Source organism: Dyella mobilis, assembly GCF_016904945.1.
GTDB lineage: Bacteria > Pseudomonadota > Gammaproteobacteria > Xanthomonadales > Rhodanobacteraceae > Dyella_B > Dyella_B mobilis.
Genome location: NZ_JADIKF010000038.1, coordinates 567,028 through 587,739, shown reverse-complemented (window position 1 = coordinate 587,739; position 20,712 = coordinate 567,028). Strand labels below are relative to the sequence as shown.

The 20,712-nt window shown below is 63.6% G+C and carries 14 protein-coding genes; 10 read left to right on the top strand and 4 right to left on the bottom strand.

Annotation, left to right across the window (positions count from 1 at the left end; all coding sequences use genetic code 11):
• The first annotated feature begins 14 nt into the window (after positions 1-14).
• Positions 15-2,150 (top strand): penicillin acylase family protein, encoded by a 2,136-nt coding sequence (locus ISS99_RS10240; RefSeq protein WP_204631632.1) that lies wholly within the window; start codon positions 15-17, stop codon positions 2,148-2,150.
• Positions 2,151-2,160: 10 nt separating this feature from the next.
• Here the strand turns inward: ISS99_RS10240 and ISS99_RS10235 are convergent, their stop codons facing one another.
• From ISS99_RS10235 to ISS99_RS10225, 3 genes are all read right to left on the bottom strand, one after another.
• Positions 2,161-2,442, bottom strand: a complete 282-nt coding sequence (locus ISS99_RS10235; RefSeq protein ID WP_204631503.1) for a hypothetical protein — start codon at positions 2,440-2,442, stop codon at positions 2,161-2,163.
• A gap of 42 nt (positions 2,443-2,484) precedes the next feature.
• Positions 2,485-3,804: a sensor domain-containing diguanylate cyclase gene (locus ISS99_RS10230; RefSeq protein WP_204631502.1), complete on the bottom strand. Its 1,320-nt coding sequence runs from the start codon at positions 3,802-3,804 to the stop codon at positions 2,485-2,487.
• A gap of 540 nt (positions 3,805-4,344) precedes the next feature.
• A complete protein-coding gene (locus ISS99_RS10225; RefSeq protein ID WP_204631501.1) occupies positions 4,345-5,007 on the bottom strand; it encodes a response regulator in 663 nt (220 codons plus the stop codon).
• Positions 5,008-5,216: 209 nt separating this feature from the next.
• Here ISS99_RS10225 and ISS99_RS10220 point away from each other — a divergent pair, with 209 nt between their 5' ends.
• The 5 genes from ISS99_RS10220 to ISS99_RS10200 all read left to right on the top strand — a co-directional run bounded on the left by ISS99_RS10220 (position 5,217) and on the right by ISS99_RS10200 (position 14,669).
• On the top strand, positions 5,217-8,036 hold the full coding sequence (locus tag ISS99_RS10220; RefSeq protein WP_204631500.1) for an ATP-binding protein: 2,820 nt from the start codon (positions 5,217-5,219) through the stop codon (positions 8,034-8,036).
• Between the two features lie 178 nt (positions 8,037-8,214).
• Positions 8,215-9,864 carry a FecR domain-containing protein gene (locus ISS99_RS10215; RefSeq protein ID WP_204631499.1) on the top strand — a complete coding sequence of 550 codons (1,650 nt, stop codon included), beginning with the start codon at positions 8,215-8,217 and terminating at the stop codon, positions 9,862-9,864.
• Between the two features lie 191 nt (positions 9,865-10,055).
• Positions 10,056-11,180 (top strand): CHASE2 domain-containing protein, encoded by a 1,125-nt coding sequence (locus ISS99_RS10210; RefSeq protein WP_204631498.1) that lies wholly within the window; start codon positions 10,056-10,058, stop codon positions 11,178-11,180.
• A 162-nt stretch (positions 11,181-11,342) separates the two neighbouring features.
• Positions 11,343-11,972: a DUF4142 domain-containing protein gene (locus ISS99_RS10205; RefSeq protein WP_204631497.1), complete on the top strand. Its 630-nt coding sequence runs from the start codon at positions 11,343-11,345 to the stop codon at positions 11,970-11,972.
• 360 nt (positions 11,973-12,332) lie between these two features.
• A complete protein-coding gene (locus tag ISS99_RS10200; RefSeq protein ID WP_204631496.1) occupies positions 12,333-14,669 on the top strand; it encodes an alpha-amylase family glycosyl hydrolase in 2,337 nt (778 codons plus the stop codon).
• A gap of 64 nt (positions 14,670-14,733) precedes the next feature.
• Here the strand turns inward: ISS99_RS10200 and ISS99_RS10195 are convergent, their stop codons facing one another.
• On the bottom strand, positions 14,734-15,348 hold the full coding sequence (locus ISS99_RS10195) for an OmpH/Skp family outer membrane protein (RefSeq protein WP_204631495.1): 615 nt from the start codon (positions 15,346-15,348) through the stop codon (positions 14,734-14,736).
• Positions 15,349-15,556: 208 nt separating this feature from the next.
• Here ISS99_RS10195 and ISS99_RS10190 point away from each other — a divergent pair, with 208 nt between their 5' ends.
• From ISS99_RS10190 to ISS99_RS10175, 4 genes are all read left to right on the top strand, one after another.
• Positions 15,557-15,730 (top strand): hypothetical protein, encoded by a 174-nt coding sequence (locus tag ISS99_RS10190; protein WP_204631494.1) that lies wholly within the window; start codon positions 15,557-15,559, stop codon positions 15,728-15,730.
• Between the two features lie 213 nt (positions 15,731-15,943).
• Positions 15,944-16,525, top strand: coding sequence for an RNA polymerase sigma factor (locus tag ISS99_RS10185; protein ID WP_204631493.1), 582 nt, complete (start codon positions 15,944-15,946; stop codon positions 16,523-16,525).
• 5 nt (positions 16,526-16,530) lie between these two features.
• Positions 16,531-17,538 carry a FecR family protein gene (locus ISS99_RS10180; RefSeq protein WP_204631492.1) on the top strand — a complete coding sequence of 336 codons (1,008 nt, stop codon included), beginning with the start codon at positions 16,531-16,533 and terminating at the stop codon, positions 17,536-17,538.
• Between the two features lie 502 nt (positions 17,539-18,040).
• On the top strand, positions 18,041-20,566 hold the full coding sequence (locus tag ISS99_RS10175) for a protease pro-enzyme activation domain-containing protein (RefSeq protein WP_204631491.1): 2,526 nt from the start codon (positions 18,041-18,043) through the stop codon (positions 20,564-20,566).
• Positions 20,567-20,712 lie beyond the last annotated feature (146 nt).

Here is a 20,712-nt window from a genome sequence, read left to right as displayed (position 1 = left end):
TGATCGCTTGCGGCATGGCCGTCTGCGCTTCCGCCACCACGGCGGAGCAAACGCGCTGGCAACACGAAGCACAGGCCGTCACGATCACGCGCGACGACTGGGGCATTGCGCACGTACACGGCAAGACGGATGCCGATGCCGTGTTCGGCATGGCTTACGCGCAAGCCGAAGACGACTTCAATCGCGTGGAGACCAATTACCTCAATGCGATGGGGCGGCTGGCCGAAGCCGAAGGCGAATCGCAGATCTGGCGCGACCTGCGCATGAAGCTGTTTATCGACCCTGCCGACCTGCAACGCGACTATGCCGACAGCCCGGCCTGGTTGAAGGCGCTGATGAACGCCTGGGCCGACGGCCTCAACGACTATCTGGCCACGCACCCGGGCGTGCATCCGCGCGTAATCAACCACTTCGAACCGTGGATGGCGCTCAGCTTCAGCGAAGGCAGCATCGGCGGCGACGTCGAGCGCGTGTCGCTGCACGATCTGCAAGCGTTCTACGACAAGGGCGAACCGGCGGTCGCCGTGGTCGATACGCCTTCCAGCTGGGTGGAGCCCTCCGGTTCCAACGGCATCGCGATCGCACCCAGGCTGACGGCGGACGGACATGCCCTGCTGCTGATCAATCCGCACACCTCGTTCTACTTCCGCTCCGAATTGCAGATGAGCAGCGATCAGGGCCTGGATGCCTACGGCGCGGTGACGTGGGGCCAGTTCTTCGTCTACCAGGGGTTCAACCGGCACATCGGATGGATGCATACCTCGACCACGGCCGATGCGGTGGACGAGTTTGCCGAGACCATCGTGCATCAGAACGGCAAGCTGTTCTATCGCTACGGCAATGCGCTGCGTCCGGTGACGACGCGACAGATCACGGTGCCGTACCGCAAGCCGAACGGCTCGATGGGCCAACGCAGTTTCACGGTCTATGCCACCCATCACGGCCCGATCGTGCGTGCACTCGACGGCAAGTGGATCGCCGAGGCGTTGATGAACAGGCCGATGCAGGCACTGGAGCAGAGTTGGCTGCGCACCAAGGCCAGCGATTACGCCAGCTACCTCAAGGTGGCCGAACTGCAGGCCAATTCGTCCAACAACACGCTGTTTGCGGACGACAAGGGCGAGATCGCCTATTTGCATCCGCAGTTCATTCCAAAGCGCGACGATCGCTTCGACTACACCAAGCCGGTGGACGGCAGCGATCCGGCGACCGACTGGCACGGCTTGCTGCCGCTCGACAAGCTGCCGCACGTGGTGAATCCGCCGAACGGCTGGGTGATGAATACCAACGACTGGCCTTACTCCGCCGCCGGTCCTTACAGCCCCAGGCGCGAGGATTTTCCGCGTTACATGGACACGGTGGGCGAGAATCCGCGCGGCATCCACGCCACCATGCTGTTGACCGGCAAGCAGGGCTTTACGCTGACCTCGCTGATCACCCTGGCATTCGATTCTTATCTACCGGAGTTTGCGCGGCAGATACCGATCCTGGTCGGCGACTACGATGCGCTGCCGGCAAGCGATCCGCTCAAGCAAAAGCTGGCCGGCCCGATCGCCCTGCTGCGCACCTGGGACTATCGCTGGGGCATCGCTTCGATGCCGACGACCTTGGCGGTGTACTGGGGCGACATCCTGTGGGACAAGATGGACAAGGCCGACAACGCCGAGGGTCTGTCCGTCTACGAACGGATGGCGAAAACCGCCGGCGCGCAAACGCGCTTGCAGGCATTGGCCGATGCCTGCGACCGGCTGCAAAAGGACTTTGGCAGCTGGGGCGTGCCGTGGGGCGAGGTGAATCGTTTCCAGCGCATCAACGACGACATCGCACCGCATTTCGATGACGGCAAGCCCAGCATCCCGGTGCCCTTCACGTCGTCGCGCTGGGGATCGCTGGCGTCGTTCGGCGCGCATCGCTGGCCCGGCACCAGGCGCTACTACGGCACCAGCGGCAACAGCTTCGTGGCCGTGGTGGAATTCGGCGACAAGGTACGCGCCCGCGCGATCACCGCGGGCGGCGAAAGCGGCCATCCCGGTTCAGCGCATTTCAACGACGAAGCCGAGCGCTACACCACCGGCAACCTGCGCGAGGTGTATTTCTGGCCGGAGCAGTTGCAGGGGCACGTGGAGCGTACTTACCACCCGGGGTCGTGATGGCGCAGGCTCAGCCGCCGTTGGCGGCTTCGTGCTCGTTATCCAGGCGCGCGAACGAAGCGGACAGGCTTTGGCACCATTCCTCCCACGCGCGCACCGCCTCGGCCAGGCTGTCGCACCAGCCGGTACGCTGTTCGCAAGCGCATTCCAATTGATGTCGTTCGGCCAATACCGCGAAGGCCGCGGCTTCGTCGCGCGCGCTACCGTGTGCGCGGTAGTGATGCGGTTCTTTCCCGCAATTGGTGCAGGCGGCGAATGACCCGGCCGGGTGGGTGACCTGACGCTGCATCACTTACGTTCTCCGCCACGCAGCGATATCCGCACGGCCGCGCCCTCAACTGACCAGGTCGCGCCGCGGCACTGCGGCGGACATCCCGTGTGCGGCATTGCGGCCGGACAGCTTGGCCGCATAGAGCGCGCGGTCAGCGGTCTGCAGCAATGCATCGCACTGCTCCTGGACGTCTTGCGCATAGGGTACGCATGCCAGCGTTGCCGCGCCGATGCTCAGGGTCACCTTGCCGTACTGGCTCTGCGCGTGCGGAATATTCAGTGCGCGGATGGCATGCACGATCGCACCGGCGACTTTCAGCGCACCGATCGCATCGGTGCCGGGAAGGATGGCGACGAATTCGTCGCCACCGTAGCGCCCCACCAGGTCGTCGTGGCGGTGCACGGTTTTTTTCAGCTCCGCCGCCACCGCGCGCACGCATTCGTCGCCGCGCAAATGGCCGTAGCTGTCGTTGTATTTCTTGAACACGTCCACGTCGATCATCAATACCGACAGCGGATGATCCGCGCGCATCGCGCGATGTACCTCGGCTGCCAGCACTTCATCGACCTCGCGACGATTGGGCAGGCCGGTGAGGTGGTCGTTCTTGGCGTAGTGTTGCAGCTTGCGATTGGCCTCTTCGAGCTTCTGCTCGGCCTGCTTGCGGTCGGTGATGTCCATCAGCGCGGTCGTGATGGCCACCACCTGCCCCATCAGGTTGTGCACCGGATTGGCCAGCACCTGGTAGAACTTGTCGCCGAGGGCGATTTCGCGTGCCGGCACCTGCTCGCCCGCATCCAGCTGCTTGAAGTTGCGGCGCAGTCGCTCGCCGGCGCCGTGCATGAAGGCATCCACCTTGCGCCCGACCAGGTCTTCGGGCGAAACGCCGTACAAGGAAGCATAGGCGGCGTTGGCGGTGAGATAACGACCATCGCGGCCGATCAACGACAGTGCGCTGGGCGCGTTGTCATAAACCGCCAGCATGCGGAACACGCTTTCGCTCTGCGCCAAGTCCACGTCCACCACGCCTTGCGAGATGCCGCGGTATCCCTGCCAATGACCGGCTTCGTCGCGCAACGGCACGGCATCGGATTCCAGCGCCAGCGTGCTGCCGTCGGCGTGTACGTGGCGGGAAATCACACAGGCGAAGGGTGCGCCCGGCCGGGCGTGAAGAAAACGCGCCGCACGCACGGCTTCCGCCGCCTGCATGAAGGCGTAGACGGGTTGGCCCAGCACGCTTTCGCGCTCGCGCCCCAGCAACTGCAGCAGCGGCTCGGCCACCTTGGTGAAGCGCCAGTTGCGATCGGTTTCCCACTGCCATTGGGGATGCGCGCGGATCACCGCGTGCAGGCGTTCGAGCGTTTCTCCATTCATATCCAGAAACATCGTGGATACCTCGTCACACGTGGCGCCTGCTGCCAGCCTGTCCCGGCTCCGCGCCAGGACAGTACATTTTCCGTGGCGCTGTCAGCCGCGGCGGAACACCTGCCTCGCACGGCGGCGATCCCTGCGTGGCGACCAAGGGTTTCCCACCCCCGCTCCTTGCAACGAAATCCCGACAGGCACAACTCACAGGGGGTAGTGCATACCTGCCGCCAACGTAAACTCGCTGACACACGCCTTTCCATAGTCGTGCGGGAAAGCTGGAACGCAGCTGCCGGTCGTCGCGGCCATGCGTTGCCTCTTGGTGTGCAGGATGCTTTCCGGGCGCGGAAGGCTGTATCGGACGATTCCTAAAAGTCGCGGCGCAGCACGCGCTCGTTCAACTTCTGCCCAGGCAAGCGCGCAGACGGGGGAGCCAGCGCGTCACCCCGCATTCGCCATGACGCGGGCCTTCGCGGACGATTTGCGATGAGGCGGAATTCGTCGGGTTACGCTTCGCTAACCCGACCTGCGCAGGGGCGCGCTATCGGAACTTGCGGGCGGTCAGAGCAGGCCGTATGCCCGTGCGTATTCGAACAGCTGCGTATTGGACGTGACGCCCAGCTTGCGCATCGCGTCGTTCTTCTGCTGGCTGACCGTCTTCACGCTGCGGTGCAGGTGTTCGGCGATCTGCGTCACCGTCAGCCCCTGCGCGTAAAGCCGCACCACTTCGGCCTCGCGCTGGGAAAGCACGGCCGGGTCGGTGCCGCTTTCCGGCGGCGCGGCGGACCAGTCGGCGACGTGCTCGCGCATGGCTTCGCAGATATAGGTGCGGCCGTTGAGCACCGCACCGATGGCCAGCAGCAGTTCCTTCATCATCGCGACCTTGCCGACCAGGCCGTTGACGCCAGCGGCCAGCATGCCGCGGGTGAGCGCCGGGTTGTGCACCATGGTCAGCACGATGATCGGCAGCTTGGGATGATCCCGGCGCAGGCGCTTGAGCAAGGACAGGCCATCGCCCGAGCCGTCTTCGTAGGGCATCGAGAAATCGGTGATCAGCAGATCGCAGGGCTCGCTGCCGAGCACGCTCAGCAGCTCGCCGCCGCTGTTGGCCTCGGCCACTACTTCGACGTTGCCGAGTCCTTTGAGCAATGCGCGGACGCCGAGCATCACGACGGGATGGTCATCGGCGATGACGATCCGGGTTATCTCGCCAGTTGGGGACATAGCCTAACTTTGTGAAAGTCCAAAGCCGGCGGCAGGAACCGGACCGCCCGTTGGGTGGAATTCTAGCAAACGCTTTGGATTGATCTTGCCCCGCAAACAGGCATGATGGCGCTGCCGCTGGCGCAGCGCTGGGCGGCTTGCACGTGCACCCCGGCCCTCCTGATCGAAACCTTGTCGTGAGCCTTGCGTTTTTCACAAGCGGTGCTGGGATGGGCTGGCTCGATGCCGGCCCGGTTTCGCTAGCGGTGACCGTGCTTGCCGGCCTGCTGAGCCTTACCGCCATTTTGGCACTGGCGATCTTGCGGGTGGTGTTCGTGCAGCGGCAAAAGCTGGCCGATGCCGAGTCGGCCTTGCGCCAGCAAGGCGAACGGCAACAGGTGCAACTGGATGCAATGCCGTTTCCGGTCCTGGTGAAAGATGCCGCTGGCCGTTATCTGGCCCTGAATGCCGCCTGCCAGCGTAGGCTGGGCATCGATCCGGTAAAGGCGGTCGGCCAGTCCAGCCTCGGCCTCGACGCCCCGCGCTGGCTGCCCCAGGTGGACGGCACGCCGGCGGTGCAGCGCGTGCATCAACTCGGGCTGGATGCGATACGCGAAGACAAGGTGCAACGCGGCGAGGTGAATTATCTCAGCGAAGACGGACGGCAACGCACGGGCTTGTTCCTGGAATCGCCGACACGTGCGTCCGATGGCAGCGTTACCGGTTCAATCGGCATGTTGCTGGACATCACTGAATACCGCCAGATCGAACTGGCTGCGCGCGCCACCGAGCAAAGCCTGCGCGACATCACCCAGCACGTGCCGGTGGTGGTGTTCGCGGTGCGCCGCGGCAGCGACCGCCTGCAACGGCTGGCCTTTACCGCCGGCAACCTCGCCGCCTTGTTCGGGCTGGAAGCGGCGGATGTCGTGGAAAACGGCGACGTGCTGCGCGACTGGCCTTTCCACGACCGCATCCACGCCGAGGATGCGCCCGCCTTGCGCCGGCTGCTGCAGCGTGCCACCCGCCACCACGGCACTGTCACGCTGGATTTCCGCGCTTACGGCGCCGAGGGCCTGCGCTGGATCCACCTGGTGATGGGCACGCGCCGCCTGCCCGATCGCGGCGTGGAATGGATCGGCTACTTCATCGACACCACCAGCATCAACGCGCACAACGAAACCCTGCTCGCCGCACGTGACGCGGCCGAACGCGCGTCCAAGGCCAAGGCCGATTTCCTGGCCACCATGAGCCACGAAATCCGCACGCCGATGAACGGCGTGATCGGCATGCTGGAGCTGCTCGGACGCACGCCGCTGGACGAAGAGCAGCACGAGCTGGTGCACGCGGTGGAAGATTCCGCCGGCGTGCTGATGCAGGTGCTCAACGACGTGCTGGATTTCTCCAAGCTGGAAGCCGGCAACCTGCGCCTGGACGACGCGCCGTTCGATCTGCGCACACTGATCGACAACGTAGTCGGCATGATGACCGGCCCGATGCACAAAAAAGGCTTGCAGATCGACGTCGGCGCCGATGCCGGACTGGCCGGCAAGCTGCTGGGCGACAGCGTGCGCATCCGCCAGATCCTGCTGAACCTGCTCAACAACGCCAGCAAGTTCACCGAGCACGGCAGCGTGGGCGTGCAAGTGCGCGTGATCGGCGACGACGGCGAGGCGCAGCGCTTGCGCCTGAGCGTCATCGACACCGGCATCGGCATTGCGGCCGACAAGCAGGCCAATCTGTTCACGCCGTTCTCGCAGGCCGAATCGTGGACCACCCGCCGCTACGGCGGCACCGGCCTGGGGCTGGCCATCTGCCGGCACCTGGTGCAGTTGATGGGTGGCAGCATCACGTTGAGCAGCCGCCCGGGCGAAGGCACCAAGGTCACGCTGGAACTGCGCCTGCCGATCGCGCAACGCGAGATCGACCGCCCCGCCGACCTCCCCGGCCGCCACGCCATCGTGCGACTGGCATCGGCCGGCACCGCTGCCGCGTTGAGCGCCCACCTCATCGCACTGGGCCTGACCGTCGAGCAGATACCGCCTGTGCAACCGATGCGCCGGGGCATTGCCGCCAATCTGCTGTTTATCGATCCCGACGACCAGGAAAGCGCAGGCATGATCGCCGCGCAGGCTATCCTGGTCGATGCGCGCAGCAACGGCAGCAGCGGCCTGCTGGGTGACGAACGCTGGTGGCTGCACGTCAATCCGTTGAAATGGCAAACCCTGGCGCGAACCTGCAGCCTTGCACTGAAACCGCTACCGCCGCCATCGCGCGAACGCGTGGCCGCACCCGCTGCGCTCGCACCGTCACGCGCCATGCAAGGCCGCATCCTGGTCGCCGAAGATCATCCGATCAGCCAGTCGCTGGTGCGACGGCAACTCGATCTGCTCGGCTGCTTCTGCGAGGTGGTTGGCGACGGTAAGGCCGCCTATGACACCTTGCTTCGCGGCCACTACGACCTGCTGATGACCGATTGCCAGATGCCGCTGATGAACGGCTACGAATTGGCCGGCGCGTGGCGCAAGCACGAGGCGGAGGCGGGACGCGGCGAACACCTGCCGATCGTCGCCATGACCGCCAACGCCCTGGATGGCGAGATCGAGCGCTGCCGCGAAGCCGGCATGGACGACTACCTCAGCAAGCCGCTGCAATTGCGCCAACTGGAGGAAAAAGTGCGCGCGTGGCTGCCCGCCGCCGACACCGCAACTTCGCCGCCGGAGCCGCTCTATCAGGATGCCTTCGCCGAACCGGGCATGGAGGATTTGCGCGGCGAAATGCTGCAAGTGCTGGCGCGCACCAGCGCGGCCGATCTGCACAAGCTTGAACAGGCCATGGCAGCCAGCGATGGCGAAGAAGCGCGCCGCACCCTGCACCGCACACTCGGCGCGTTGCAATTGTTCGTGACTGGACCGGTGATCAGCCAGGGACGCGCCCTGATGGAAGACCTCGGCGCAGAAGACCCCGCACCGGCATGGCGGCAATTGCCCGGCTACCTGCAGAACCTGCGGGGCGTGCTGTCGGATCTGGCGGGACACGCCGACCATACTTAAATGTATGGTTGCCGCCTTGGCAGCCCCTCCCCTGCTGGCTCACAATGGCTCTCGAATATTCGGCGCAGCCTGATGTCCCCAGGACCAAGGTCACCAGCCCGCGCCGATCCGTAACGTCGGGGGCGTTTCGTTGACGCGGCAAGCCCATGCCGCGCCGTTGTCTTTGGGGGTTCCGACGATGTATCCCACCCGGACCAGGCTGCTTCAGCAGCTTGCCGCGCTGCTCCTCGTGTTGTTGATCGTGCCGACGGTTTCCGCGGCGGACTGGGTGTACCGCGTGCGCCCGCAAGACAACATCTGGGAACTTTCCGGTCGCTACCTGCGGCCCGACGTGCCCTGGCAGAAACTGCAGGACTACAACAAAGTCGCCGACCCGCTGCATCTTCCGCCCGGCATGATGCTGCACATCCCGATCGCCTGGCTGCGCGTGCAGCCGGCCAAGGCCGAAGTGGTGGCGGTGATGGGCAGTGCGCACGTGCAATTGCCCGGCCAGATCCAGGCGGAAAACGTGGCGCCCGGCATGACGCTGGCCTACGGCACGCATTTGACCACCGACGCCAACGCCAGCCTCACTTTGCAGTTCGCCGACGGCTCCCGCGTGCTGATGCAGGAAAACTCCGCGCTGGACCTGGACCGCATGAGCGCCTACGGCCGCACCGGCATGGTCGATACACGACTGCGCCTGCAGCATGGCCGGGTGAGCAATGCCGTGACGCCGATGACCGGCCTGGGTGCGCACTTCAGCGTGGAAACGCCCGGCACCATTTCCAGCGTGCGCGGCACGCATTTCCGCGTCGGTGCCGATGACAACCACACCCAGACCGAAGTGCTGACCGGCCGCGTCGACGTGGCCGGCGACCACGCCCACGTGCTGGTTCCCAAGGACAAGGGCGTGGCGGTGGCGAACGGTACCCGCCCGACCAAGGCGGTGAACCTGCTTGCCGCACCGGCCCTGCATTGCCCGACCCAGGCGGTCAGCCAGATTCCCTACGTATTCGCCTGGACCGCATTGGACGGTGCGCAAAGCTACCGCGTGCAGCTGGCGCCCAACGACCGGTTCGAAGTGCTGCTGCTCGATCACGTCACCCATTCGCCGCAGCTCAGCCTGCCCGACGTACCCGATGGCGACTACGCCGTGCGCGTCCACGGCATCGACGGCAACCGGCTGGAAGGCGAGGACAGCGTGTGCACCCTGCACATCAGCGGTCATCCGCAACCGCCGCTGGTGATGGAACCGATCCCCGGCGGCAAGGCGCACGACACGCGTCCGCGTTTCCGCTGGACCGAAAGCATGGAAGCGGAATCGTACGTGTGGCAGCTGGCCAGCGATGCGCAGTTCACGCAACTGCTCGCAAGCGAAACCAAAATCACCGGCGACAACGTGCGCGCACCCAACGCGCTGCCTTTTGGCCGCTACTACTGGCGCATTGCCAGCCGCGACAAGAGCGACAAGGTCGGCCCCTACAGCGATGCAATGCCGTTCGACCTGGTGCCGCAACCGCCCGCGCCGTCCATGGGCAAGCCGAAGTCCTCGCACAACCAGTTGAGCTTCGGCTGGCAGGCTGGCGCGCCCGGTCAGCACTATCACGTTCAATTCGACCGCAAGCCCGACTTCGCGCATCCCACGATCGACCAGACCCTGGACCAGCCGGTGCTGCAAATGAAAAAGCCCGGCTCCGGCACCTGGTATGTGCGCGTGCAGACCATCGACACCGACGGCTACGCCGGCCCCTGGGGCGCAACGCAGAAGCTTCGCCTGGGTTGCACCTGGTGCCGCGTCGCCGCCGTGGCGGGTGGCGGCGGTCTGGTGTTGTGGTTGCTGCTATAAGAGAAACCGCACGTCCCCTCTCCCCGCCGGGGAGAGGGTTGAGGTGAGGGGACACGCTTGCGAAAAGCCTGCTTGCTGTCCGTGACCCACAACCCGGCACCTTCCTCGTCATCATTGATGCTTTCGGCAACCCCGACTCTTCACCTCATCCCTCTCCCTTTCGGCGAGAGGGAGACGCGGACCAGCCGCTGATGCCTACCGGCGCTTTCGCCTGGCTGGTGCGCGGCATGGTCTGGATGGCCGGCGTGGGCTTGTTGGTGCTGTTGATCGTCAGCGGCATCACCACGCCGCTGGATAACGGGCTTTACGATCTGCACGCGCGCTTCTGGCACTACACGCCGAAGGACGATGTGGTGATCGTGGCGATCGACCCGAAAAGCCTGGATGCGATCGGGCGCTTTCCCTGGCCGCGCTCGGTGTACGCGCAACTGATCGATCGCCTCACCGCCGACGGCGTGCGCGGCATCGGCATGGACGTAACCATGTCCACGCCCTCCGACGATCCGCACAACGACACGCTGGTGGCGGCCGCCATTCATCGCAACGGCAAGGTGGTGCTGCCGGTGTTTGCCGAAGCCGTCAACCTCGGTGGGCCGCTGCAGGAAGCCCTGCCGGTGACGGCCATTGCCAGCAGCGTGGCCGCGCTGGGCCAGGTCGATGTGGCCAAGGATGCGGACGAACGTGTACGCGGCGCCTACCTCAAAGCTGGCCTGGGCAGTCCGTACTGGCCGTCGCTGGCGTTGGCGCTGATCCAGCTTGCGCGGGGTTCGCCCATCACCGACCTGCCGGGACTGCACGACCCGGCCAACGACGATGCCTCGCCTTATCTGTGGATGCGCAACAACTACGTGCTGCTGCGCTACGCCGGCCCGTCGGGCACGTTCGGGCGTGTTTCCGCCAGCGACGTGATCGACGGCAACGTTCCCGCCGCGCTGCTGAAAAACCGCTGGGTACTGATCGGCGCCACCTCCGAAGGCCTCGGCGACATCCTGCAGACACCTGATTCCCCGATGCCCGGCGTGGAATACCAGGCCAACGTGCTCGAATCGCTGGAACGCGGCTGGCTGGTTACGCCGTTCGATTTCCTTGCGCAGTTCCTGCTTGCCGCGGCGATGCTGGCGCTGCCGCTGCTGCTGTACGGCCTGCCCGGCATCGGGCGGGGACTTTGGTTGCTGCTGGCAAGCGTGCTGCTGGTGTTGGCGGTATGCGTGGTGTTGCTGCGTTCACACTACTTTTGGTGGCCGCCGATGGCTTGCCTGACGGTGATGATGGTGGAATTTGCGGCCTGGAGGCTGCTGACGCTTCGCCGACGTTGAAGCGCCAGGCGCCAAAATTTCGACGGCGGGCATACCCGGCTTGCACGTTGCCACCGCGCCGTATGAGAGCCTGACAATTTCTAAACAATCTTTGAACTTCTCCCAGTCCACATTGGTACCCAGGGGAGCAACTACTGCTCATGCAATAGGTTGGGACGGGTTATGCGCAAGGCTGATTTCTTGGGTCTGGTTTCGGCTTCACTGGTTCTCGCGTGGATGACGTTGGCACCCGGGCTTGCCCGCGCCAGCGACGATCAGACGCTGAGTCCAAAGGAACAAGCCTTCCTCGCACGCGCCACCTCCGACAACGCCACACAGATCGCAATGGCCACGATGGCCCTGCAGAAATCGCAGAACCCCAAGGTGATCGCCTTGGCCAATGCCGTCATCGAAGAACGTAACGCACTCAATGCGCAGCTCAGCCCCTTCACCGCAAGAGTGCCCGCTGCACCGGCCACGAACGGCAACGCCAGCATCGCTTCCCTGCAATCGCTCGACGGCGACACGTTCGACCGCACCTTTGCCGGCTTGCTGGTAAGGGATCACAACCAGATCATTTCCGCCTACGAGTGCATCAAGGCTTCCGCATCCAACCCGGCGCTGCGCAACGTGGTGCATCACGCGGTACCGGCATTGCAGAACAACCTGATGACGGCGCTGACCGTGTTGCGTTCGGCGAACTGGGCACCTATCGCCCGCACGCAGGCGCTGGCTTCCACCGACACGCATGCGAACAAGACGCCGGTGTTCGTGGGCGAGTCGCTTTCCTCCATCGTCGCGATACCGTGGTGATGCGCGAATAACATCCCTACCGTATTCGAAAGAACGCCGCGCCTCGTCGCGGCGTTTTTTGTGGTTGCCACATTGGCTCTTGCGGCAGATCGACTTTCGTGTTTTCCACGTGAAAGCCGTCCATCTTTCTTCAATGAATACGTATGCAGCCGCTGGTTGCTGCACCGCGATGCTTCCTAACATCCCTCGCACCAGCTCTCGCCACTAGCGCAAGTTTCACAAAATCGATGGGGAGATCGATTCGCCTACGACACAGCTGCGGCAACGCGGGCTGAGAAGCCTGCTTGCGCCTTCAGGGAACTCAAGACAGCACATCCATTGCACCTCTTCACTTACGAAGCAGGATGGAGGCATGCCCTAATGAAGTGTCCGAAATTTTTCGTCGCCATGCTGGCTTGCGCAGGCCTGGCCGCGCTATCGCCAATGCCCGCCCGCGCCACCATCGACAGCATGAGCCTTGGCGCCAGCTACAACGCACAACAGACGCAAATCACCTTCCGCGTGTATTCCGCCAATGCCACCCGCATGGTGTTGTACTTGTACAGCGCCGGCTATGGCGTGCAGGAATCCGCGACGTATGCGCTGACCAACGTAGGCAGCGGGGTGTGGCAGGTGGTGGTACCGGTTTCGTCGATCCAGAATGCCGGCATCACCGGTTCGGTGTATTACGGCTACCGCGCGTGGGGGCCGAACTGGCCCTACAGCAGCAGTTGGAGCAAAGGCTCTTCGACGGGCTTCGTTTCCGATGTGGACAGCAACGGCGACCGCTTCAATCCCAACAAGCTGCTGCTGGATCCCTATGCACAGGAAATCAGCCAGGATCCGCTCAACGCGCAAAACCAGGACGCCGACATCTTCGCCACCGGCGCTACTGTCGACTCGACCTTCGGCGTTGCGTATCGCCAGATCGACAGCGGCACGTACGCGCCCAAGGGCATCGTGCTTCCACCCAGCACGCAAGGCACCGGCACCAAACCCACGCGCGCGCAGAAAGACGACGTGATCTACGAAGTAAATGTGCGCGGCCTGACCAAGCAGGATTCGAGCATTCCTTCGCAGTATCAAGGCACCTATTACGGCGCAGGCTTGAAAGCGAGCTACCTGGCCAGCCTCGGCGTGACGGCGGTGGAGTTTCTGCCGATGCAGGAAACGCAGAACGACGAAAACGACGTGATCCCCAATTCGACCCAGGACCAGAATTACTGGGGCTACATGACGGAGGACTTCTTCGCCCCCGATCGTCGCTACGCTTATAACAAGGCCGCTGGCGGTCCCACCGCGGAATTCCAGGCCATGGTGAAGGCATTCCACAACGCCGGCATCAAGGTGTACATGGACGTGGTGTACAACCACACCGCTGAAGGAGGCACCTGGACCAGCACCGATCCGACCACCGCCACCGAAATTTCCTGGCGCGGCCTGGACAACGCCACGTACTACGAACTGACCACCGGCAACCAGTATTTCTACGACGACACTGGCATCGGCGCCAACTTCAACACCTACAACCCCGTCGCACAGCAGATGATCATCGATTCGCTCGCTTACTGGAGCAACACGATGGGCGTCGACGGTTTCCGTTTCGACGAGGGACCGATTCTCGGCAACAACTGTTTGAACCAATCGTACGAAGCAGCCGCACCGAACTGCCCGAACGGCGGCTTCAATTTCGATGCCTCCGATTCCAAGGTGGCTATCAACCAGATTCTCGCCAACTTCACCGTGCGTCCGGCTGGCGGCGGAACGGGACTGGATTTGTTTGCCGAACCGTGGAGCGCCAGCGGCGGCAACGACCAGGGACAATTCCCAGCCGGCTGGTCGGAATGGAACGGCGCGTTCCAGGCCACGCTTCGCCAGGCGCAGAACGAACTGGGCAACATGACCATCTCCATTGGCCAGGATGCACAGGACTTCACCGGCTCGGCCAATATCTTTCAAGGCAATGGCCGCTATCCGTGGAACTCCACCAACTACATGGATATCCACGACGGCTTTACGCTGTTCGACATCTACTCCTGCGACAACCCGAACAATAGCCAGGGCTGGCCTTACGGTCCCTCATCCGGCGGCAACAGCACCAACTACAGCTGGAACCAGGGCGGCGCCGCCTTGGATCAACGCCGCGCGGCACGCACCGGACTGGCATTCACCATGCTCTCGGCCGGTACGCCGATCATGGCCGGCGGCGACGAATACCTGCGCTCGCTCCAGTGCAACAACAATCCCTACAACGTCGACTCCACCGCCAACTGGCTGACTTACTCGTGGACCAGCGACCAATCCAATTTCTACAACTTCGCGCAACGCGCCATCGCCTTCCGCCTCGCGCACCCAGCCCTGCGTCCGGCAAACTGGTACACCAGCAGCCAGGTGGAATGGTGGGAACCGAGCGGTGTGCAGGCCACCAGCAGCTATTGGAGCAATACCAGCAACTACGCCATTGCGTACACGATCAATGGTTCGTCGTTCGGCGATGCCAACTCCATCTACATCGCCTACAACGGTTGGTCCGGCCAGGTGACCTTCACCCTGCCGCCACCGCCCACCGGCACCAACTGGTACCGCGTCACCGACACCTGCAACTGGAACGACGGCCCCAACACCTGGGTCACACCGGGCAATGAAACGCTGATCGGCGGCAGTGGTGCGACCTACAACCAATGCGGGCAATCGCTGTTGCTGCTGATTTCCAAATAATGATCCGCACAAAAAAAGGAGGGGCATGGCCCCTCCTTTTTGCGTTCGTCGAAACGACAGCCGTTCAGCGCGTGGTGCTGCCCGTGTTGGCAACCGGCGCCGGCTCCAGATTGAAGGAGATGGTGGTGACCTTGGCGTCCAAGCCCTGCACCACGGCAGGCGTGAGGTCGTTGGCCATGTTGCCGCTCAACACCACGTTGCGATCGAACAACACGCCGCAGCCCTTGCTGGAGTAGGCGCTGGCGATGACCGGCTGCGCATACGATGCGATCTGGTCCATCGCCTTGGCGCGCGTCGCTTCGAGCTGGCGGGCCTTGGTCTGCTGGTCGGTCTGCACGCCCTGCATGCGCTGGCCCAGCGCCTGTTCCTGCGCTTGGCGCTGATCGGCCGACATCGAACTGGCCTTGGCGCGATACGCCTGGACGTCCGCTTCGATCGGCTTGCGCTCGGCATCGATCTGGCTCTGTGCCTGCTCGGCCAACTGCTTCAGGCGCGCGGAAGCCGCCTGGCCCACCTTGGCGTTGGCGAAAACCGCCTCGCGGGACAAATAGCAGATGCCGGCCACTGCCGGTCCGTTGCTCGGCAAGGAGCCGCTGCTGGACTGAGCGTGCACGGCGGCGCCCGGCAAACCTGCCAGAGCCACTGCCGCAAGAGCCATCATTGTTCGATCGATACGCATGGTGTGTCCTTGTCCTTAGCTTTGGTGAAGTAGCAGACGCATAAGATGGCACTAATTTTTGGAATTTGCATAGGGGCGAGGCGCCGCGGGCGGCGAGCCCCTTGCGGCCGCCGTGGAGGCCTTCGGAATAGCTCTTTATCAGGCCGATTCCTGGCCCGCTCACCGGGTGGCGATCGAATTTACATTTTTTTAACCATTCGGAGCCGCCATGATCCACCTGGAAGTTTCCCCTAAAGAAATGGCCTACCTTCTTCTTTCATTGAAGCGCTACCAGGAAAGCCTGCTCGCGCAGGAGGCAGAAGACCTGGGAGACGCAGCAACCGACCTGATCGTCATTCAATCCTTGGCGCAGAAACTGAGGACGGCGATCGAAGCGAAATGATCTGGTGGCGTTCGACGTTGCATCACCATCGCAACGCATCCACCCCGCTCGCGTCGCACCGCAGTCGGCGCAATACCCGTCTTTCGCTTGCGACAAGCTGACAAAGAAAAATGCCGGCGTGAACGCCGCGCGCATCCTTTGTGGCAAATTCGTTGCACGCAGACGCTTTTTGCTGCACATTCGAGCCGGTGTTGGGCGGGTGATCAGTTGGGGATGGAAAATAAGCGGGAAGGCGCGTCGATCGTTCCGTTGCCGGAAAACCCGGCCATCGACGTACGCGCCAATGCACGGCATTTCGACGCATTCATCCGCGGCCAGTTCCGCGGACTGGTGCAGTTTCTGCGCGGGCGAACGGCGTCCGAGCAGGATGCCGAGGATGCCGCGCAGGAAAGCCTGACCCGACTGCTGCGCTATCGCGAGTCGGAGCCGCCGTCGGCCTGGAAGCAACTGCTTTACCGTATCGCGGTGAATGTCGCGCACGACCAGTTCCGCGTGGCACTGACCCATCACCGCAAAGAACACGTCGCACTGGAGGGGCTGGAAATCGCCGCCACCGAGCACACGCCGGAACAACGCGCGGTTTACGACCAGCAGGTGGCCCGCTTGTCCAAGGCCATCCTGGAGCTGCCGCCGAAGTGCCAGCGCGTCTACCTGCTCAAGCGGGTGCACGACCTGAGCCACCTGCAGATCGCCGAGCGTTGCGGCATTTCCGTCAAGATGGTGGAAAAGCACCTCGCCACCGCCCTGTCGCAATTGCGGCGCAAGGTAGGCGATTCCTCATCGGACACGTTTTAATGGACATGGACAGGCGGAATACAAACAGGGGCGCGGCGCTGGGCTCGTACGACGAAGCCGAGCACTGGTTCGTGCGCCTGCTCGAACCGAACTGCCCTGCCAACGAACGCTCCGCATTCGAGCACTGGCGCACGGCCGACCCGGCCAATGCGGCGGCTTATCGCGAAATCGAGCTGCTGTGGAAGCAGAGCGAAGACGCCGTAAAAGATCCCGCCGTGATGGCCGCAGCCGCCCGCGCACTGCGTCCGGAGCCGGCGGAACGGTTCCGGCGGCACTGGCTGTTTCCGGCTTTCGCCGCCGGCTTCGCCCTGCTGGTGGCTGCCGTAGTGCTGCCTCGCTGGCTGGCAACGCCGGCCGCATCTGAAGGTGTTGCCTACGCCACGACCACCGGCCAGGCGCAGACCGTCACCCTGTCCGACGGCTCCTCGATCCTGCTCGATACGGATACGCAACTGACCGTGCGCTACGACGCGCACGTGCGCCGCGTGGATCTGATGCACGGCCAGGCGCAGTTTTCGGTGCATGGCAATCACGCCTGGCCGTTCGTGGTGCATGCGGGCAGCGGCACCGTGACCGCGGTCGGTACGCGATTCCAGGTGCGGCTCGACGAGCACGCCACCGAAGTCGCCCTGCTGCAGGGCAAACTCGCCATTGCCGCGGCATCCCCCGACGGAGCCAGGCAGGAAGCGGCATTGGTAGCCGGCCAGGGCCTGGCCTACGACGACGGCGGACACATCACGCCCGTGCATCCGGTGGATGTGCCGCAGGCGCAAGCGTGGACCCAGGGCAAGCTGTTCGTGCACGACTGGCGGCTGGCGGACCTGCTCGCGGAAATGAACCGCTACAGCAACACCAAATTGCAGATTGGCGATGCATCGCTGCAGGACATCCGCGTCAGCGGTGTTTTCAACACGCACGATCAGCAGACCATGTTAATGATGCTGCAGCAGGGCTGGCCCATCCACACCAAGCGCATCAGCGCTACGCAGATCGAATTGCTGCGCAATCAGTAAGACCGCACATCGCGTAATGCGTAGGTTGGGTTAGCGAAACGTAACCCAACAGCCGATGAGTGAGTGGAGAGAAGCGAGAATTAAGAGAAAGGCGAAGCCATGCCGTGGCTTTGCTTATTTCTCACTTCTCTCCACTTACTCCTAACCTTTCGCAATTGTCGGGTTACGCTGCGCTAACCCGATCTACATTCGACACTCGCATTCGTCAGTGCGCAACGCACGCTTACGACAAAATGACAAAAGCGACATTCGTGCGAACCACGCCACAAAGTTGATCTTCGTCATCGCACGCGGGTGGGGATTCCTTTCACGCACGCGTCTTATTCATCGGCGGAACTGCAGCACCGACGTACAAGGAACGTAGGGGACGTCGGCCTCTGAGAGCCTTCGTGGGCCGCCAGACACGCAGTGATTCGAGATGCCGCACGCGCGGCAACAACTACTTCATGGGGCTTGCGAGCCGCATCGGGTTCGCTTGTCCCAAAATTCGGGAGTTCACTCAATGTCGAGTCGTTTTGGTTTTACGGGGAATCGCAAACTGTTGTTGCCGGCGGCGCTGTCGCTGGCACTGGTGTCGATGTCGGCGCAGGCCGGCAACAACTGGGTATCGACGCGTACGCACGCGGGCATCCAGAACAATGGCAGCAAAATTTCCACGCTGATGATGACGGGCCATCCTTCGATCGAGGCCTCGCAGATCATGCCGCTGGAACAGAGCAAGAAACTGCACGTGGAAGTGAGCCTGAATCTGCGCAACGTGGATGCGCTGCAGAGCTTCCTGCATGCGGTTAACCAGCCTGGCAGCGCCAGCTATCACCAGTTCCTGACGCCTGCACAGTTCAAGGCCCAGTACGCGCCGACCGAAGCGCAAGTGCAGACGGTGGTGTCGCACCTGAAGTCCTACGGCTTCACCAACATCAAGGTGGCACCGAACAATCTGTTCGTGTCGGCGGATGGTACCTCTGCTGCTGCCAATGCGGCGTTCAACGCCAACATGAAGACCTTCAGCTACAAGGGCAAGAAGCACTTCGCCAATGCGTCGGACGTGACCGTGCCGCAATCGCTGGGCGGCATCGTCGACGGCGTGCTGGGCCTGCAGGATTTTGCCCGTCCGCACGTGATGTCACACCGCATTAGCGCCGACGCCGCCAAGCTGGCGACGACCGGTACGCAGGTCGGCCACAACCCGACCGATTTCGCCTCGATCTACGATGCCGGCAGCACGCCCACCGCATCGAACACCGTGGTCGGCATCATCACCTGGGGTGACATGACCCAGACCATTTCCGACTTGAACACCTTCACCAGCAACAACAACCTGGCCACGGTGAACACCTCCACGGTCGCCGGCGGCACCGGCACGCTGGCCAGCGACGGCGATCCGTCCGAATGGGATCTGGACAGCCAGGACATCATCGGCGTGTCCGGCGGCGTCAAGCAGCTGATCTTCTACGCCGCAATCAACGGCGACAGCAGCGACAGCCAGCTGACCGACGCCACTATCACGGCCGCGTACAACAAGGCGGTGACCGACAACGTCGCCAAGGTCATCAACGTCTCGCTGGGCGAAGACGAAACGGCTGCGAACAACTCCGGCACGCAGGCTGCCGACGACAAGGTGTTTGCCCAGGCCGTCGCGCAGGGCCAGATCTTCTCGGTCGCCGCGGGTGACGCGGGCGTGTACCAGTGGTCCAGCGATCCGACCGAAGGCGCTCCGGGTTATGTCGCCAACTCCAGCGGCACCACCGAGATCTCTCTCAGCCACTACGGCGTGAGCGAACCGGCCAGCTCGCCGGACGTCGTTGCCGTGGGCGGCACCACCCTGAGCACCACCAACACCACCACCTGGTCCGGTGAAACGGTGTGGAACGAAGGCCTGGCGCAGATCGATCCGCAAGGCCAGAACAACAACGGCACGCCCGACGACAACGAACGCCTGTGGGCGACCGGCGGCGGCGTGAGTCTGTTCGAAGCGGCTCCGGCCTGGCAGACCAGCGCGCTCGGCGCAACGGTCACCAAGCGCGAACTGCCGGACGTGGCGTTCGATGCGGCATCGAGCACCGGCGCACTGATCGTGATCAACGGCCAGGCCAACCAGCAGGTGGGCGGCACCAGCCTGGCTTCGCCGCTGTTCGTGGGCATCTGGGCACGTATCGAGTCGGCCAACAACAACTCGCTCGGCCTGCCGACGCAGAACATGTACACCTACTTCTCGAAGGACGCCACGCCGCTGCATGACGTGACTTCGGGCAACAACGGTTACGGCGGCTACGGCTACAACGCCGCCGCGGGCTACGACACCACCACCGGCTGGGGCAGCCTGGACATCAGCAAGTTCAGCACCTACGTCACCAAGTATTGGGGCGGCACGAGCACTGGCGGCGGCGGCACCACGCCTCCCCCGGCCGGCAAGCCGGTCGCCAACTTCAGCGACACGGTGAGCGGCCTGACGGCGACCTTCACCAACAGCTCGACCGATACCGGCGGCACCATCAGCACCTACGCCTGGAACTTCGGCGACAACGGCACCTCGACCTCGGCCAGCCCTAGCCATACCTATGCGGCTGCCGGCACCTACACCGTCACGCTGACGGTCACCGATAGCACCGGTGCGACCAACACCAAGACCGGCTCGGTCACCGTGACCAGCAGCAGCACCGGCGGCGGTGGCAGCACCAGCGGCGTGTTCAGCAACAACAAGGCCGTGGCGATCAACGACAATGCCACCATCACCAGCAGCATCGCGGTGACCGGCATCTCGGGCAACGCACCGACCAACCTGCAGATACACGCCAACATCACGCACAACTGGTCGGGCGACCTGACCATTGAGATCGTGGCGCCGAACGGTGCGTACGCCGTGCTGCAAAACCCCGACTACGGCGATGACGGCAACATCAACACCACCTGGACGGTGAATGCCTCCTCGGTGACGGCCAACGGTACGTGGAAGCTGAAGGTCATCGACAACGATCCGGAGTATTACGGCGATTACGGCACGCTCAACAGCTGGAGCGTGACGTTCTAATCCGTCTCTGAAGCGTTGCCCGGCGCGCACGGAAGTGCGCCTGGAAATCACCAAGCCCGGCTGTCACAGGCCGGGCTTTTTCCGTTGGCGAAGCCGCGATTGCGCCGCCATGCCCTATGATCGACCCAAGCCGTCCGGCAACGCGA

Bases quoted from the DNA above. Each gene is read 5' to 3' on its own strand.
- ISS99_RS10175 (WP_204631491.1), top strand. From the start codon at position 18,041: ATGTCGAGTCGTTTTGGTTTTACGGGGAATCGCAAACTGTTGTTGCCG.
- ISS99_RS10205 (WP_204631497.1), top strand. From the start codon at position 11,343: ATGCGCAAGGCTGATTTCTTGGGTCTGGTTTCGGCTTCACTGGTTCTC.
- ISS99_RS10230 (WP_204631502.1), bottom strand. From the start codon at position 3,804: ATGTTTCTGGATATGAATGGAGAAACGCTCGAACGCCTGCACGCGGTG.
- ISS99_RS10185 (WP_204631493.1), top strand. From the start codon at position 15,944: ATGGAAAATAAGCGGGAAGGCGCGTCGATCGTTCCGTTGCCGGAAAAC.
- ISS99_RS10180 (WP_204631492.1), top strand. From the start codon at position 16,531: ATGGACAGGCGGAATACAAACAGGGGCGCGGCGCTGGGCTCGTACGAC.
- ISS99_RS10220 (WP_204631500.1), top strand. From the start codon at position 5,217: ATGGGCTGGCTCGATGCCGGCCCGGTTTCGCTAGCGGTGACCGTGCTT.
- ISS99_RS10200 (WP_204631496.1), top strand. From the start codon at position 12,333: ATGAAGTGTCCGAAATTTTTCGTCGCCATGCTGGCTTGCGCAGGCCTG.
- ISS99_RS10215 (WP_204631499.1), top strand. From the start codon at position 8,215: ATGTATCCCACCCGGACCAGGCTGCTTCAGCAGCTTGCCGCGCTGCTC.
- ISS99_RS10225 (WP_204631501.1), bottom strand. From the start codon at position 5,007: ATGTCCCCAACTGGCGAGATAACCCGGATCGTCATCGCCGATGACCAT.
- ISS99_RS10195 (WP_204631495.1), bottom strand. From the start codon at position 15,348: ATGCGTATCGATCGAACAATGATGGCTCTTGCGGCAGTGGCTCTGGCA.
- ISS99_RS10190 (WP_204631494.1), top strand. From the start codon at position 15,557: ATGATCCACCTGGAAGTTTCCCCTAAAGAAATGGCCTACCTTCTTCTT.
- ISS99_RS10240 (WP_204631632.1), top strand. From the start codon at position 15: ATGGCCGTCTGCGCTTCCGCCACCACGGCGGAGCAAACGCGCTGGCAA.
- ISS99_RS10210 (WP_204631498.1), top strand. From the start codon at position 10,056: ATGCCTACCGGCGCTTTCGCCTGGCTGGTGCGCGGCATGGTCTGGATG.